This is a genomic window from Pseudomonas sp. MF08831 (assembly GCF_059862645.1).
In genome coordinates this window covers 192,450-207,259 of the sequence record NZ_JCBCUX010000005.1, presented here as the reverse complement: position 1 = coordinate 207,259, position 14,810 = coordinate 192,450, and the positions used below count along the sequence as shown (strand labels likewise).

General features: G+C 60.7%; 13 protein-coding genes. 7 read left to right on the top strand and 6 right to left on the bottom strand.

Annotation, left to right across the window (positions count from 1 at the left end; genetic code table 11):
• Positions 1-84: 84 nt before the first annotated feature.
• A complete protein-coding gene (mreB, locus tag AC19YS_RS12730; RefSeq protein ID WP_002555108.1) occupies positions 85-1,122 on the bottom strand; it encodes a rod shape-determining protein MreB in 1,038 nt (345 codons plus the stop codon).
• A 210-nt stretch (positions 1,123-1,332) separates the two neighbouring features.
• Between mreB and gatC the strand changes: the two genes are divergently transcribed.
• From gatC to AC19YS_RS12700, 6 genes are all read left to right on the top strand, one after another.
• Entirely contained in the window at positions 1,333-1,620 is a 288-nt protein-coding gene (gene gatC, locus AC19YS_RS12725) for an Asp-tRNA(Asn)/Glu-tRNA(Gln) amidotransferase subunit GatC (protein WP_003171764.1), read from the top strand.
• Between the two features lie 16 nt (positions 1,621-1,636).
• Positions 1,637-3,088 carry an Asp-tRNA(Asn)/Glu-tRNA(Gln) amidotransferase subunit GatA gene (gene gatA, locus AC19YS_RS12720; RefSeq protein WP_124416437.1) on the top strand — a complete coding sequence of 484 codons (1,452 nt, stop codon included), beginning with the start codon at positions 1,637-1,639 and terminating at the stop codon, positions 3,086-3,088.
• A gap of 10 nt (positions 3,089-3,098) precedes the next feature.
• The gene (gene gatB, locus AC19YS_RS12715) at positions 3,099-4,544 is read left to right on the top strand and encodes an Asp-tRNA(Asn)/Glu-tRNA(Gln) amidotransferase subunit GatB (RefSeq protein ID WP_124416436.1); all 1,446 of its coding nucleotides are present in this window, start codon (positions 3,099-3,101) and stop codon (positions 4,542-4,544) included.
• Between the two features lie 159 nt (positions 4,545-4,703).
• Positions 4,704-5,075, top strand: coding sequence for a septal ring lytic transglycosylase RlpA family protein (locus AC19YS_RS12710; protein ID WP_500601857.1), 372 nt, complete (start codon positions 4,704-4,706; stop codon positions 5,073-5,075).
• 58 nt (positions 5,076-5,133) lie between these two features.
• Entirely contained in the window at positions 5,134-6,180 is a 1,047-nt protein-coding gene (locus AC19YS_RS12705) for a calcium/sodium antiporter (RefSeq protein ID WP_500602037.1), read from the top strand.
• Entirely contained in the window at positions 6,177-6,560 is a 384-nt protein-coding gene (locus AC19YS_RS12700; RefSeq protein ID WP_106578660.1) for a carboxymuconolactone decarboxylase family protein, read from the top strand. Before AC19YS_RS12705 ends, AC19YS_RS12700 begins: the two co-directional genes overlap by 4 nt.
• 109 nt (positions 6,561-6,669) lie before the next feature.
• Here AC19YS_RS12700 and AC19YS_RS12695 read toward each other — a convergent pair whose 3' ends face one another.
• The 5 genes from AC19YS_RS12695 to kdgD all read right to left on the bottom strand — a co-directional run bounded on the left by AC19YS_RS12695 (position 6,670) and on the right by kdgD (position 13,370).
• Complete coding sequence (locus AC19YS_RS12695) at positions 6,670-7,611, bottom strand: AEC family transporter (protein WP_500601854.1); 942 nt, start codon at positions 7,609-7,611, stop codon at positions 6,670-6,672.
• A gap of 228 nt (positions 7,612-7,839) precedes the next feature.
• Positions 7,840-9,393 (bottom strand): galactarate dehydratase, encoded by a 1,554-nt coding sequence (garD, locus tag AC19YS_RS12690; RefSeq protein ID WP_179606341.1) that lies wholly within the window; start codon positions 9,391-9,393, stop codon positions 7,840-7,842.
• Positions 9,394-9,404: 11 nt separating this feature from the next.
• Positions 9,405-10,772: an MFS transporter gene (locus AC19YS_RS12685; protein ID WP_500601852.1), complete on the bottom strand. Its 1,368-nt coding sequence runs from the start codon at positions 10,770-10,772 to the stop codon at positions 9,405-9,407.
• A gap of 186 nt (positions 10,773-10,958) precedes the next feature.
• Positions 10,959-12,404 carry an aldehyde dehydrogenase family protein gene (locus AC19YS_RS12680; protein WP_017138260.1) on the bottom strand — a complete coding sequence of 482 codons (1,446 nt, stop codon included), beginning with the start codon at positions 12,402-12,404 and terminating at the stop codon, positions 10,959-10,961.
• A gap of 54 nt (positions 12,405-12,458) precedes the next feature.
• On the bottom strand, positions 12,459-13,370 hold the full coding sequence (kdgD, locus tag AC19YS_RS12675; protein WP_064450699.1) for a 5-dehydro-4-deoxyglucarate dehydratase: 912 nt from the start codon (positions 13,368-13,370) through the stop codon (positions 12,459-12,461).
• Positions 13,371-13,603: 233 nt separating this feature from the next.
• Between kdgD and AC19YS_RS12670 the strand changes: the two genes are divergently transcribed.
• Positions 13,604-14,761 carry a phospholipase gene (locus AC19YS_RS12670; protein ID WP_500601851.1) on the top strand — a complete coding sequence of 386 codons (1,158 nt, stop codon included), beginning with the start codon at positions 13,604-13,606 and terminating at the stop codon, positions 14,759-14,761.
• Positions 14,762-14,810: the final 49 nt, after the last annotated feature.

Below are 14,810 nucleotides of genomic sequence, written 5' to 3'. Positions count from 1 at the left end.
GGATGCAGATTGAAGAAGATAAACGCCAACAGGCAGCACTGCAAAGTGCTGCCTGTGGGCGAAGCATGAACCATTCCGGCAATCTTATTCGCTGGAAAGCAGGTCCATGGTGTGTTTATCCATCATTTCCAGTGCACGGCCACCGCCACGGGCGACGCAGGTCAGCGGGTCTTCGGCGACGATCACCGGCAGGCCTGTTTCCTGGGCCAGCAGCTTGTCGAGGTCGCGCAGCAAGGCGCCACCACCGGTCAGCACCAGGCCACGCTCGGCGATGTCGGAAGCCAGCTCCGGAGGCGATTGCTCCAGGGCGCTCTTCACTGCCTGAACGATGGTGGCCAGGGACTCTTGCAGAGCTTCCAGCACTTCATTGGAGTTCAGGGTGAAAGCACGTGGAACGCCTTCGGCCAGGTTGCGACCGCGAACATCAACTTCGCGAACTTCGCCGCCAGGGTAAGCGGTGCCGATTTCCTGCTTGATGCGCTCGGCGGTGGATTCGCCGATCAAGCTGCCGTAGTTACGACGCACATAGGTAATGATCGCTTCATCGAAACGGTCGCCGCCTACGCGCACGGATTCGGCATACACCACACCGTTCAGGGAAATCAGGGCGATTTCAGTGGTACCACCACCGATATCCACCACCATCGAACCGCGCGCTTCTTCGACCGGCAGGCCGGCGCCGATAGCGGCAGCCATAGGCTCTTCGATCAGGAATACTTCGCGGGCACCGGCGCCAAGGGCCGATTCACGGATGGCGCGACGCTCAACCTGGGTGGACTTGCACGGAACGCAGATCAGCACACGAGGGCTGGGCTGCAGGAAACTGTTTTCGTGAACCTTGTTGATGAAGTACTGCAGCATCTTCTCGCAGACGCTGAAGTCGGCGATCACGCCGTCTTTCATCGGACGAATGGCAGCGATGTTGCCTGGTGTTCGGCCGAGCATGCGCTTGGCCTCGGTGCCAACGGCAACGACACTTTTCTGATTACCATGGGTCCGAATGGCCACAACCGATGGCTCATTCAGAACGATACCGCGCTCGCGCACGTAAATAAGGGTGTTGGCAGTGCCCAGGTCAATGGAAAGATCGCTGGAAAACATGCCACGCAGTTTCTTGAACATGGGGAAAGGACCCTAGGCAACGCGTGGGTAAAAAAGTGCGGCAAACTCTAACAACGACAGGGATTTTGGGCAAGGCGCCAATGTGCTAAATTGGCCGACTTTCTGTGCACCAACCCCCACAATCGCGGCCATATGACCGTAGAAATGCGGTAGTGTTCCGACAATCTAACACACGGACGCCCTCCGTTCTGTTTTCCACTGGAGAATCCCATGGCGCTTGAACGCTCCGACGTGGAAAAAATCGCTCATCTGGCCTCGCTTGGCCTGAATGAAGCCGATCTTCCACAGACCACCGCAGCCCTGAACAGCATTCTCGGGCTGGTTGACCAAATGCAGGCCGTCAATACCGACGGCATCGAGCCCCTGGCTCACCCGCTGGAAGCCAGCCAGCGCCTGCGCGCAGACGTTGTGACCGAGCGAAATAATCGCGAGGCCTACCAGTCCATCGCGCCAGCGGTCGAAAACGGCCTGTACCTGGTTCCGAAAGTCATCGACTAAAGGGAAAGAGCCTTTCATGCATCACATGACTCTGGCCGAGATCGCCCGCGGTCTCGCCGACAAAAAGTTTTCTTCCGAAGAGCTGACCAAAACCCTGCTTGCGCGTATCGCCGAGCTTGATCCGAAGGTCAACAGCTTCATCAGCCTCACCGAAGAGCTGGCCCTGAGCCAGGCCAAGGCCGCCGACGTACGTCGCGCCAACGGTGAGAATGGCGCCCTGCTGGGCGCACCAATCGCCCACAAAGACCTGTTCTGCACCCAGGGCATTCGCACCAGTTGCGGCTCGAAGATGCTCGACAACTTCAAGGCGCCCTACGATGCCACGGTCGTGTCCAAGCTGGCCGCCGCGGGCGCCGTGACCCTGGGCAAGACCAATATGGACGAATTCGCCATGGGTTCTGCCAACGAGTCCAGCTACTACGGCGCAGTGAAAAACCCGTGGAACCTGGAGCACGTGCCAGGCGGCTCGTCCGGTGGTTCGGCTGCCGCGGTTGCCGCGCGCTTTCTGCCGGCGGCTACCGCTACCGACACCGGCGGCTCGATCCGTCAGCCCGCCGCGTTCACCAACCTCACCGGTTTGAAGCCGACCTACGGGCGTGTTTCCCGTTGGGGCATGATCGCCTACGCCTCCAGCCTGGATCAGGGCGGCCCGCTGGCACGCACGGCTGAAGACTGCGCGATTTTGTTACAAGGTATGGCCGGGTTTGATAAGCAGGACTCCACCAGCATCGACGAACCGGTGCCGGACTACAGCGCCAGCCTCAATACCTCGCTCAAAGGCCTGCGTATTGGCGTGCCGAAAGAGTATTTCAGCGCCGGCCTCGACCCGCGTATCGCCGAACTGGTGCACAACAGCGTCAAGACGCTGGAACAGCTCGGCGCCGTGATCAAGGAAATCAGCCTGCCGAACAACCAGCACGCGATTCCTGCCTACTACGTGATCGCGCCGGCAGAAGCCTCTTCCAACCTGTCGCGTTTCGACGGCGTGCGCTTCGGCTATCGCTGTGAAAACCCGAAAGGCCTCGAAGACCTGTACAAACGCTCGCGCGGCGAAGGCTTTGGCGCCGAAGTCCAACGTCGGATCATGGTCGGTGCCTACGCCCTGTCCGCCGGCTACTACGACGCGTACTACCTCAAGGCGCAAAAAATCCGTCGCCTGGTCAAGAACGACTTCATGGCTGCCTTCGAAGAAGTCGACGTGATCCTCGGCCCAACCACGCCGAACCCGGCCTGGAAGCTCGGCGCCAAGACCGGCGACCCGATCGCCGAGTACCTGGAAGACCTGTACACCATCACCGCCAACCTCGCGGGCTTGCCGGGCTTGTCGATGCCGGCTGGTTTCGTCGATGGCCTGCCGGTCGGCGTGCAGTTGCTCGCCCCGTACTTCCAGGAAGGCCGCCTGCTCAATGTGGCGCACCAGTACCAGTTGAACACCGACTGGCACACTCGCACCCCAACCGGCTTCTGAGGAGAACACTATGCAATGGGAAGTTGTGATCGGGCTGGAGATTCATACCCAGCTCGCCACCCAATCGAAGATTTTCTCCGGTAGTGCCACCACGTTCGGCGCAGAGCCCAACACCCAGGCCAGCCTGGTAGACCTGGGCATGCCCGGCGTGCTGCCGGTGCTGAACCAGGAAGCAGTGCGCATGGCGGTGATGTTCGGCCTGGCGATTGACGCCGAGATCGGCCAGCACAACGTGTTCGCGCGCAAGAACTACTTCTACCCGGACCTGCCCAAGGGCTACCAGATCAGCCAGATGGAATTGCCGATTGTCGGCAAGGGCTACCTGGACATTCCGCTGGAAGACGGCACCATCAAACGGGTCGGCGTGACCCGCGCGCACCTGGAAGAAGACGCCGGCAAGAGCCTGCACGAAGAATTCCCGGGCGCTACCGGTATCGACTTGAACCGTGCCGGCACGCCATTGCTGGAAATCGTGTCCGAGCCGGACATGCGCAGCGCCAAGGAAGCCGTGGCCTACGTCAAGACCATACACGCGCTGGTGCGTTACCTGGGCATCTGCGACGGCAACATGGCCGAAGGCTCGCTGCGTTGCGACTGCAACGTGTCGATCCGTCCTAAGGGCCAGGTCGAGTTCGGCACCCGCTGCGAGATCAAGAACGTCAACTCGTTCCGCTTCATCGAAAAAGCCATCAACAGCGAAGTGCGTCGCCAGATCGAACTGATCGAAGACGGCGGTAAGGTGATCCAGCAGACTCGCCTGTACGACCCGAACAAAGACGAAACCCGCGCCATGCGCAGCAAAGAGGAAGCCAACGACTACCGTTACTTCCCCGACCCGGACCTGTTGCCGGTGGTGCTTGAAGACTCGTTCCTCAATGACATCCGCGCCACCCTGCCGGAATTGCCGCAGCACAAACGCGAGCGCTTCCAGGCGCAGTTCGGCCTGTCGGTCTACGATGCCAGCGTGTTGGCCTCTAGCCGCGAACAAGCCAACTACTTCGAAAAAGTCGTGAGCATCGCCGGCGACGCCAAGCTGGCGGCCAACTGGGTGATGGTTGAGCTGGGCAGCCTGTTGAACAAACAGGGCCTGGAAATCGACGAAGCGCCGGTGACCGCCGAGCAACTGGGCGGCATGCTGCTGCGCATCAAGGACAACACCATCTCCGGCAAAATCGCCAAGACCGTGTTTGAAGCGATGGCCGCAGGCGAAGGCAGCGCCGATGAGATCATCGAGAAGCGCGGCCTCAAGCAAGTCACCGACAGCGGCGCGATTTCGGCCGTTCTCGATGAAATGCTGGCTGCCAACGCCGAACAGGTCGAGCAATACCGCGCCGCAGACGAAGCCAAGCGCGGCAAAATGTTCGGCTTCTTTGTCGGCCAGGCGATGAAAGCCTCCAAAGGCAAAGCCAACCCGCAACAGGTGAACGAACTGCTGAAAAGCAAGCTCGAAGGCTGATTCGCGGTGAAATGGTCCGGGCGGGATTTCATGCCCAACTCGGACCCCATGTGGGAGCTGGCTTGCCTGCGATAGCAGCGCCTCGGTGCAACTGCAACACCGAGGTGCCTGTATCGCAGGCAAGCCAGCTCCCACATTTACAATGGGGACTTACTTAACGTGAAGCGTCTACTCGCCCTGCTGGGCCTGTTCTCCATGTTGGCCGGTTGCGCCAGCGGCCTCATCGACCCCAACGGCTACGACGAAACCGGCACCGCCTCCTATTACGGCGCCAAGCACCATGGCAACAAGACTGCCAGCGGTGAACCCTTCAACCAGAACACCCTGACCGCCGCCCATCGGCGCCTGCCCTTCGGCACCCAGGTCAAGGTGACCAACCTTAACAACAACAGATTCGTGGTCGTGCGCGTCAACGATCGCGGCCCGCATACCCGTGGGCGCCTGATCGACGTTTCACGCAAGGCTGCCGAACAACTCGGTATGCTGGGCAGCGGCACTGCACGGGTTCGCGTGCAGGCGCTGAACAACTGATAAAGGAGCCCTGGCCATTTTCGGATTAACCGCCCTCTCGCCCTGGAGCCTGATCGAACTGATCACTGGCCTGGTGTTGCTGATCGTCGGCGCCGAAATTCTGGTGCGCGCCGCCGTGCGCCTGGCGGCCAGCCTCAAGGTACGGCCACTGATTATCGGCTTGAGCATCGTCGCTTTCGGCAGCAGTGCGCCGCAGATGACCGTGAGCCTGCAGGCCACCCTGGCCGGCAATACCGATATCGCCGTGGGCAGCGTCATCGGCAGCAGTATCTTCAACACCCTCGTCACCCTGGGCCTGGCTGCGTTGATCATTCCGCTGCGCGTCTCGCGGCAGCTGGTGCGGCTGGACATCCCGGTGATGATTTTCGCCGGCCTCTTGGTATTTACCCTGGCCGGCAATGAAGAACTGACACCGCTCGACGGCCTTTTCTTACTGGTTGCGCTGATAGCCTACCTCGGTGTTTTGCACTACCAGACCCGCCATTCCCGCCGTCCACGCACGCTGGACACGGTGGCCCGCGCGCCCTGGCTCAGCAGCGCATTGTTGATGCTGGGCGGGTTGTTGATTCTGGTGCTGGCCGGGCATTTGCTGCTGGGTGCAGCGGTGGATGTGGCAAGCGACCTGGGCCTGTCCGAACGCATCATCGGCCTGACGCTGATCGGTGTTGGCACCTCGCTGCCGTGCCTGGCCACCTCGCTGATTGCCGCGTTGCGCGGCGAGCGCGAGATTGCCGTGGGCAACGTGATCGGCAGCAACCTGTTCAACCTGCTTGGCGTACTAGGGTTCACCGCGCTGGTGGCGCCCTCGCCGTTATCGGTGTCGCCCAACGCACTGGATTTCGACTTGCCGGTGATGCTCGGCGTGGTGGTGTTGTGCCTGCCGGTGTTCTACAGCGGCTACCGCGTCACCCGCGCTGAAGGCCTGGTGTTTCTGGGGTTGTATCTGGCGTATGGGCTGCATGTGGTGTCGTTCACCTTCGGCATGCCGCTGGCCACCCGGCTTGAACAATTGATGCTGCATTACGTCCTGCCAGCGCTGGTCGCGTTTGTGTTGTTCACCTCGCTGCAAGCCTGGCGCCGCCAACACAAGAGGGAATCGCAATGACCGAACAGAAAAAGTCCGGGGTTGAAATGCGTCGCCAGGTCATGGGCGATGTGTTCGTCGACCGCGCCCTGGGCAATGCCACCGAGTTCACCCAGCCGCTGCAGGATTTCGTCAATGAGCATGCATGGGGCAGCGTGTGGAACCGCGAAGGTTTGCCGTTGAAGACGCGCAGCCTGATCACCCTCGCCGCCCTCACCGCCCTCAAATGCCCGCAGGAACTCAAGGGCCACGTGCGCGGCGCGCTGAACAATGGCTGCACAGTGGAAGAGATTCGCGAAGCACTGCTGCATTGCGCGGTGTATGCCGGCGTGCCGGCGGCGATTGATGCGTTTCGGGCGGCGCAGGAAGTGATTGAGGCGTATCAGGCGGATAAGCCGTGACGGCTGGATAGTCAGCGCAGGCAAGCCAGCGCCCACCTTTGATTGCATTCACCGATCAAACTGTGGGAACTGGCTTGCCTGCGACTGGCCCTCAACCCCAGCACAACATTCAGATCCAACCACCGGCCTGCAACACAAAAATCCCGATATTGGTGGTCACCGCCGCCATCAAGGTCGTAATCACAATAATCGCCGCCGCCAGCTCATGATTGCCCTCGGCCGCCCTGGCCATGACAAAACTCGCCGCCGCGGTCGGTGCGCCAAAGTACAAAAACAGAATCCCCAGCTCCGGCCCCCTAAAGCCCAGCAGCCATGCGCCCAGCGTCGCAAAAAGCGGCAGGCCGATCATCTTCACCAGGCTGGCACTCAGAGCCATGCTTCCGCTTTTGCGCAAGGCCGCCAGCGACAAGGTGCCGCCGATGCAGATCAATGCCAGCGGCAAGGTCATGTCCGCCAGGTACTGCCCGGACGACTCCAGCCACCCCGGCAGGCCGATCTTGAAAGTCGCGAACGGTGCGGCCGCAATCACGCTGATGATCAGCGGGTTGGCCACCACGCTTTTGAAGATGCTCCACGGGTCGGACTTGATCACCGGGCTGTACACCGCCAGCACGATGGTCGACAGGGTGTTGTAGAACAGGATCACCAGCGCCGCGAGGATCGCGCCAAGGGAAATGCCGTAGTCACCATACATGCTGGCCGCCAGCGCCAGGCCGATCACGCCGTTGTTACCGCGAAACGCACCCTGGGTGTAGATACCGCGGTCGACGCGCGGGCAACGATAAATCGCCCAGCCCCACGCAAGCGCAAAGCTCAGCAACGTGGCCAGCGCAAAGTAGATCAGCAGACCCGGCTTGAGCGCCGAGTGCAGGTCGGCGTGCAGGATGCCCAGGAACAGCAGCGCCGGCATGGTGACGTTGAAGACAAGGGAGGAAGCGGTGTGGATAAAGTTGTCGTTGATCCAGTTGATGCGCTTGAGCAGCACACCCAGAAACAGCATGGCAAACACCGGCGCGGTGATGGTGAGGGTGGTGAGGAAGATAGCCAGCATGCCGGGAAGAACCTTGGTGGGTGTCGTCAGGTGGCTAATGATAAGCCATGCGGCCGTGCGGCGTCTGGTAGGCCGCCTTCGGGGGCAAGCCCCCTCCCACAGTTGAAGGTATTCACCCATCAACTGTGGGAGCTGGCTTGCCTGCGACAGCGGAGTGTCAGCAACCGATGGGCTGACTGACACACTGCAGTCGCCGGCAAGCCAGCTCCTACAGGGGCCGCGTCGGTCTCAGGTGATAGGCGCCGGGTTGAACAACGTAATGTCGTTATGCAGCTTATGCCGCTCCGCCCACGTCTGCTTCTTGCCGCTGGCCACATCCAGGTAGAAGTGAAACAACTCCCAGCCCAATTCCTCAATGCTCGCACGCCCGGTGGCGATGCGTCCGGCGTCGATATCGATCAGGTCCGGCCAGCGCTGCGCCAATTCCGTACGCGTCGAGACCTTCACCACCGGCGCCATCGCCAGCCCATACGGCGTGCCACGCCCGGTGGTGAACACGTGCAGGTTCATCCCGGCCGCCAGTTGCAAGGTGCCGCAGACAAAATCACTGGCTGGCGTGGCGCAAAAGATCAGGCCCTTGCCTTTGAAGCGCTCGCCCGGGCCGAGCACGCCGTTGATCGCGCTGCTGCCCGACTTGACGATCGAGCCCAGGGACTTCTCGACGATATTCGACAACCCACCCTTCTTGTTGCCCGGCGTGGTGTTCGCGCTACGGTCCGCCTCGCCTTTGGCCAGGTAGCGGTCGTACCAGTCCATTTCCCTGACCAGCGCTTGGGCCACTTCTTTGCTCTGGGCACGAGCGGTCAGCAGGTAAATGGCGTCACGCACTTCAGTCACTTCGGAAAACATCACCGTCGCCCCGGCCCGCAACAGCAGGTCCGAGGCAAACCCCAGCGCCGGGTTGGCGGTAATACCCGAAAACGCATCACTGCCGCCGCACTGCATGCCCAGAATCAGCTCCGACGCCGGCACGGTCTCGCGGCGACGCAGGTCGAGTTTCTTCAAGCGCACTTCGGCCAGCGCCATGATCTGCTCGATCATCTCGGTAAAGCCATGGCTGGAATCCTGCAGCCGATACAGCCACGGCTCGCTCAAGTCGACGGAGCTGTCGTTGTCGTGCATCACCTGCCCGGCCTGCAGCTTCTCGCAGCCCAGGCTAATCACCAGCGCTTCGCCGCCCAGGTTCGGGTTGCGCGCCAGGTTGCGCACGGTGCGGATCGGGATGTAAGCATCCGTCGCAGTGATCGCCACGCCGCAGCCGTAGCTGTGGGTCAGTGCCACCACGTCATCAACGTTCGGGTATTTGGGCAGCAATTCATCCTTGATGCGCTTGACCGCATGGTCCAGCACACCGGTGACGCACTGCACCGTGGTGGTGATGCCCAGAATATTGCGCGTGCCCACGGTGCCGTCGGCGTTGCGGTAACCCTCAAACGTAAAGCCTTCCAGCGGCGCCTGGGTTTCAGGCACCTCGGTGGACAGCGGCAGGCTGTCCAGCGGCGGCGCGGTGGGCATGCGCAGTTGATCTTCCTGCACCCAGCTGCCACGTGGAATCGGCGCCAGGGCGTAACCAATGGTCTGCCCGTAGCGAATAATCTGACCGCCTTCGGGGATGTCTTCCAGCGTCACCTTGTGGCTCTGCGGAATGAAATCCACGGTCACCAGGCCGTCCGGGAACTCGGTCCCGGCCGGTACGCCTTGATCGTTGACCACGATTACTACGTTGTCGCGCTCGTGCAAACGGATCGAGCGCGGCGAGTCGGCATGTTCAATCAACTGCATTACATCGCCCCTCAGGAATGCGCTTGGGTAAATTGGGTCAGCTCAGGCCCTTTGCTGCTGGGCGGCTCTTTGAGTACCACACGCTTGATCGGGCCGACGATCACCAGGTAGCTGAACACCGCCAGCAAGGCGTTGGCGCCGACGAACACCAGGGCCCACTTGAACGAGCCAGTGGTGGCAATGATGTAGCCGATCACAATCGGTGTGCTGATGGAGGCCAGGTTGCCAAACATATTGAACAGACCGCCACTGAGGCCGGCGATTTGTTTCGGTGAGGTGTCAGACACTACCGCCCAACCCAGTGCGCCAACGCCTTTACCGAAGAAGGCCAACGCCATGAAGCCCACCACCATCCATTCGATATCCACGTAGTTGCACGCCACGATGCTGCACGACACCAGCAACCCGCCAATGATCGGCGCCTTGCGCGCAAACGTCAGGGAATGGCCTTTGCGCAGCAGGTAATCGGAAATCAAACCACCCAACACCCCGCCGATAAACCCGCAGATGGCCGGCAACGAGGCAATGAAGCCCGCCTTGAGGATGGTCATGCCACGCTGCTGCACCAGGTACACCGGGAACCAGGTCAGGAAGAAATAGGTGATGCCATTGATGCAGTACTGGCCCAGGTACACACCGAGCATCATGCGGTTGGTCAGCAGCTGGCGGATGTAGTCCCACTTCGGACCGTCGGTTTTCTGGCCCCTGGTCTTTTCCTGGTCCATGTCGACCATCGCACCGTTCTCGGAGATGTACTTGAGTTCAGCGTCGTTGATCATCGGGTGCTGGCGCGGGCTGTGGATAATTTTCAGCCAGATCAGCGAGAACAGCACGCCAATCCCGCCCATCACGATAAACACGTGCTGCCAGCCAAAGGTGTAGACGATCCAGCCCATCAGCGGCGCGAACAGCACCGTGGCGAAGTACTGCGCCGAGTTGAAAATCGCCGAGGCCGTACCGCGTTCGGCCGTGGGGAACCAGCCGGCCACAATGCGCGCATTGCCGGGGAATGACGGCGCTTCCGCCAGGCCCACCAGAAAGCGCAGCATAAACAGCGCGACGATCGCGGTGGAGACGCCAAACTCACCGACATAGCCTTGCAGGATGGTGAACAGCGACCAGGTGAAGATGCTCAGGGCATAGACTTTTTTCGAGCCGAACCGATCCAGCAACCAGCCGCCGGGGATTTGCCCGGCCACGTAGGCCCAACCGAATGCGGAGAAGATATAACCGAGGGTGACCGCGCTGATACCGAGGTCTTTTTGCAGGCTGGAGCCGGCGATGGCGATAGTGGCCCGGTCGGCGTAGTTGATCGTGGTCACCAGAAACAGCATGAGCAGGATCAAATAGCGGACGTGGGTCGGCTTGGTCGCTTGCATGAAGATGTACTCCCACTAATTATTTTTTTTGCGGGTAAGCATTTCTGTTTTAAGTGCAGGAACCGCTTTCTGTGAGAGCTGGCTTGCCTGCGATGGCGGTGTATCGGTCAACATCTCTGTGACTGATGTACCGCTATCGCAGGCGAGCCAGCTCCCACACAAGCCGGTTCCCACAGGTGTTGCGTGTTACGAACCGATGTAGCTGGTCTTCACCACGGTGTAGAACTCTTGCGCATAGCGACCTTGCTCGCGCGAACCATACGAGGAGCCCTTACGGCCACCGAACGGCACGTGGTAATCCACACCGGCAGTCGGCAGGTTGACCATCACCATCCCGGCCTGGGAGTGGCGCTTGAAGTGGTTGGCGTACTTGAGCGAAGTGGTGGCAATGCCCGCCGACAGGCCGAATTCGGTGTCGTTGGCCATGGCCAGCGCCGCCTCGTAATCCGCTACGCGCACCACGTTGGCTACTGGGCCGAATATCTCTTCACGGCTGATGCGCATGGCGGCTTCGCTGTCGGCAAACAGCGTCGGCGCCAGGTAGTAGCCTTCGGTGTCGCAGGTCACCAGGCCGCCACCGCTGACCAGCCGCGCACCTTCGCTTTGGCCGATGTCGATGTACTTCATGTCCTGGTCCAACTGGGCCTGGGAAACCACCGGGCCGATGTCGGTGCCGCTTTTCAGTGCGTGGCCAACTTTGATCGACTTCATGCGCTCGGCCATGGCCGCGACGAACTGGTCGTGAATACCGGCGGTGACGATCAAGCGGCTGGAGGCAGTGCAACGCTGGCCGGTGGAGTAGAACGCGCTCTGTACCGACAGCTCGACGGCCTGCTTGAGGTCGGCGTCGTCGAGGATGATCTGCGGGTTCTTGCCGCCCATTTCCAACTGCACTTTGGCCTGGCGCGACACGCAGCTGACGGCGATCTGACGGCCCACGCCGACCGAACCGGTAAAGCTGATGCCGTCGACTTTCGGGCTGTTGACCAACACGTCGCCAACCACACGGCCGCTGCCCATCACTAGGTTGAACACACCGGCGGGGAAGCCGGCGCGGGAAATGATTTCGGCCAGCGCCCAGGCGCAGCCCGGCACCAGTTCGGCCGGTTTGATCACCACGCAGTTGCCGTAGGCCAGGGCCGGGGCGATTTTCCAGGCGGGGATCGCAATCGGAAAGTTCCACGGGGTGATCAAGCCGACCACACCCAGGGCTTCGCGGGTGACTTCCACATTGACGCCTGGGCGCACCGATGGCACGTAGTCACCGGACAGGCGCAGGCATTCACCGGCGAAGAACTTGAAAATGTTACCGGCGCGGGTCACTTCGCCGATGGCTTCGGGCAGGGTCTTGCCCTCTTCACGGGCCAACAAGGTGCCGAGTTCTTCACGGCGGGCGAGGATTTCACTGCCGACTTTATCCAGCGCATCGTGGCGAGCCTGGATGCCGGAGGTCGACCAGGCCGGGAAGGCGGCGCGGGCGGCATCGATGGCGGCGTTGACTTGAGCTACGTCGGCTTTGGCGTATTCGCCAATGACATCGGACAACTCCGACGGATTGATGTTGTTGCAGTAGTCGGCACCGGCCACCCACTCGCCGTTGATGTAGTTCTCAAAACGTTTGGCTTGGGACACAAATCTTCTCCTGACGCAAAAGGCCGCTGATCTCTCAGCGGCCTTGTTGATGAGTTACTGCGGACCTTGCTTGTCGATCAGCGCGGCCAGGGCTTCGTATTCTTCCGGCAGCAGGTCGGTCAGCGGCGTGCGCACCGGGCCTGCGTCGTAGCCGGCGATTTTTGCACCGGCCTTGACGATGCTGACGGCGTAACCCGCCTTACGGTTGCGGATGTCGAGGTAAGGCAGGAAGAAGTTGTCGATGATCTTGCCGACGGTGGCGTGATCGTCCTTGGCAATCGCGTGGTAGAAATCCATCGCGGTTTTCGGGATGAAGTTGAACACCGCCGAGGAGTACACCGGCACGCCCAGGGCCTTGTAGGCAGCGGCGTAAACCTCCGCAGTCGGCAGGCCGCCGAGGTAGCTGAAACGGTCACCCAGGCGACGGCGGATCGACACCATCAACTCAATGTCACCCAGGCCGTCTTTGTAGCCGATCAGGTTCGGGCAGCGTTCGGCCAGGCGTTCCAGCAGAGGCGCTGTCAGGCGGCAAACGTTGCGGTTGTAGACCACCACGCCGATCTTGACCGACTTGCACACCGCTTCCACGTGGGCGGCGACGCCGTCCTGGCTGGCTTCGGTCAGGTAGTGCGGCAGCAACAGCAAGCCTTTGGCACCGAGGCGTTCAGCTTCTTGGGCGTACTCGATGGCCTGACGGGTCGAACCACCCACACCAGCAAGAATCGGCACGCTGGTGGCGCAGGTATCAACAGCGGTCTTCACCACTTGGGAATATTCGCTGGCAGCCAGGGAGAAAAACTCACCGGTGCCGCCGGCGGCGAACAAGGCGGTGGCGCCGTACGGGGCGAGCCATTCCAGACGCTTGATGTAGCCGGCCTGGTGGAAGTCACCCTGCGCATTGAAATCGGTCACGGGGAAAGACAGCAGACCGTGGGAGAGGATGGACTTCAGTTCTTGTGGATTCATTATTCGAACACCCTGGGCGAAGACTTTCTGTCGAAAGGTTATTGTTGGTTTGTTGATGTCGTACGTCATCGTACAACTATAAAAGGATTCGTCAACTGCAATTCATCGGGCTTCATGCGGCTCTGCGTTTAAACGCGTTTTCTTGACGTGGGAAATTAATCCTCTATGCTCCGATTAACTGTATATACATACAGTTATTACGGAAGATTCCTACGACATAGCAAGGAGCTAACATGTCAGGTCTTGAACTCGCAGCACCCGAGAAAAACCCACCTACCCTGCGCTTCGAAGGCGGTGAGCACACTGCCATCGGCGATGACACCCTGTTGCGTTTCGTCAAGGACGCCCCGGCGATTCCCGCACACCAGGTCGAGTTGCACCTGCCCAACGGGCTGGCACTCACCTATGGCCAGGTGATCGCACTGGGCGGCGACTTCTCTGGCATTCCTGGCCAGCCGATCAGCGACGGCGCGTCCGCGGCCGATCGCGCGCAGCGCTTTCTTGCAGCGTTCAATTCGCTGGCGGTGCTGCCAGCCTCGCGGGAAGAGGCCGGGAAAATTCTTGCGGTGATGCAAAAGGAGATCAACGCAGTGAACCAGGCGATCAAGGACGGCAAACAACCGCATGAAGCCTATGACGCGCTGGGTGATACGTTGTCCGAGGAATGGAACCGCATCACTGGCGGCGGCAGTGCCGTTTCGGCATTGATTCCGCTGGGGCGCTACCTGAAATTGGCCGCAGATAACGCTGACCACTTTGGCGAATGGGCGCTGTCAGCGTATTTGGCTGGCCATACGGCGGCACTGCAACAGGCGGTCGTGGCCCATCAAACCGGCACCGATCAGGCACTGGAACTGGCCTACGCCATGAACGGCTTTGCTGATCACTTTTTGACCGATCTGTTTTCCGCTGGCCACCTGCGCGTGCCGCGCAAGCAATTGGCGGCGGTGGTGACGCCTGGCGAACTGGGCTCGCTGATCAGCCGCTTCATGCACGATGAGGACAGCAAGTTCGGGCTCAAGGTGCGCAACGCCAAGGGCGATCAATGGCACGCCTATGGGGATAAACGCTATTTCGATGCCATCGACGCGGACAATCGGGCGATGGTCAAACGGGCGGTACAGGCCTCGGCCGATGAGGTCTTCGAGACCTTTATCAGCGGTGTGGCGCCCTCCCCGGCCAACTTCAAGGCGCCGCTGTATGTGCCGGATTTGAACGCCGCGCAGAACCCGGCGAATAACTTTTCGCCGCTGTTCAAGATGGAAGGCGACAAGGTGCTGCGCCGCAAGGACGTGAATGACCTGAACGACAAACACTGGACCAATGATTGGTGGGGTTGGAGCACCTACCTGTTGCTCAAGGACTACAAGCCCAATCAGCCGGCTGATTAAGTAGACGCAAACCTCCAGGCCAAGGAGATCAAGATGTGGGAACGGGCTT

Coding starts and splice junctions, on each gene's coding strand:
- gatA (WP_124416437.1), top strand. CDS start 1,637: ATGCATCACATGACTCTGGCCGAGATCGCCCGCGGTCTCGCCGACAAA.
- AC19YS_RS12670 (WP_500601851.1), top strand. CDS start 13,604: ATGTCAGGTCTTGAACTCGCAGCACCCGAGAAAAACCCACCTACCCTG.
- mreB (WP_002555108.1), bottom strand. CDS start 1,122: ATGTTCAAGAAACTGCGTGGCATGTTTTCCAGCGATCTTTCCATTGAC.
- kdgD (WP_064450699.1), bottom strand. CDS start 13,370: ATGAATCCACAAGAACTGAAGTCCATCCTCTCCCACGGTCTGCTGTCT.
- AC19YS_RS12695 (WP_500601854.1), bottom strand. CDS start 7,611: ATGCTGGCTATCTTCCTCACCACCCTCACCATCACCGCGCCGGTGTTT.
- gatC (WP_003171764.1), top strand. CDS start 1,333: ATGGCGCTTGAACGCTCCGACGTGGAAAAAATCGCTCATCTGGCCTCG.
- gatB (WP_124416436.1), top strand. CDS start 3,099: ATGCAATGGGAAGTTGTGATCGGGCTGGAGATTCATACCCAGCTCGCC.
- garD (WP_179606341.1), bottom strand. CDS start 9,393: ATGCAGTTGATTGAACATGCCGACTCGCCGCGCTCGATCCGTTTGCAC.
- AC19YS_RS12685 (WP_500601852.1), bottom strand. CDS start 10,772: ATGCAAGCGACCAAGCCGACCCACGTCCGCTATTTGATCCTGCTCATG.
- AC19YS_RS12700 (WP_106578660.1), top strand. CDS start 6,177: ATGACCGAACAGAAAAAGTCCGGGGTTGAAATGCGTCGCCAGGTCATG.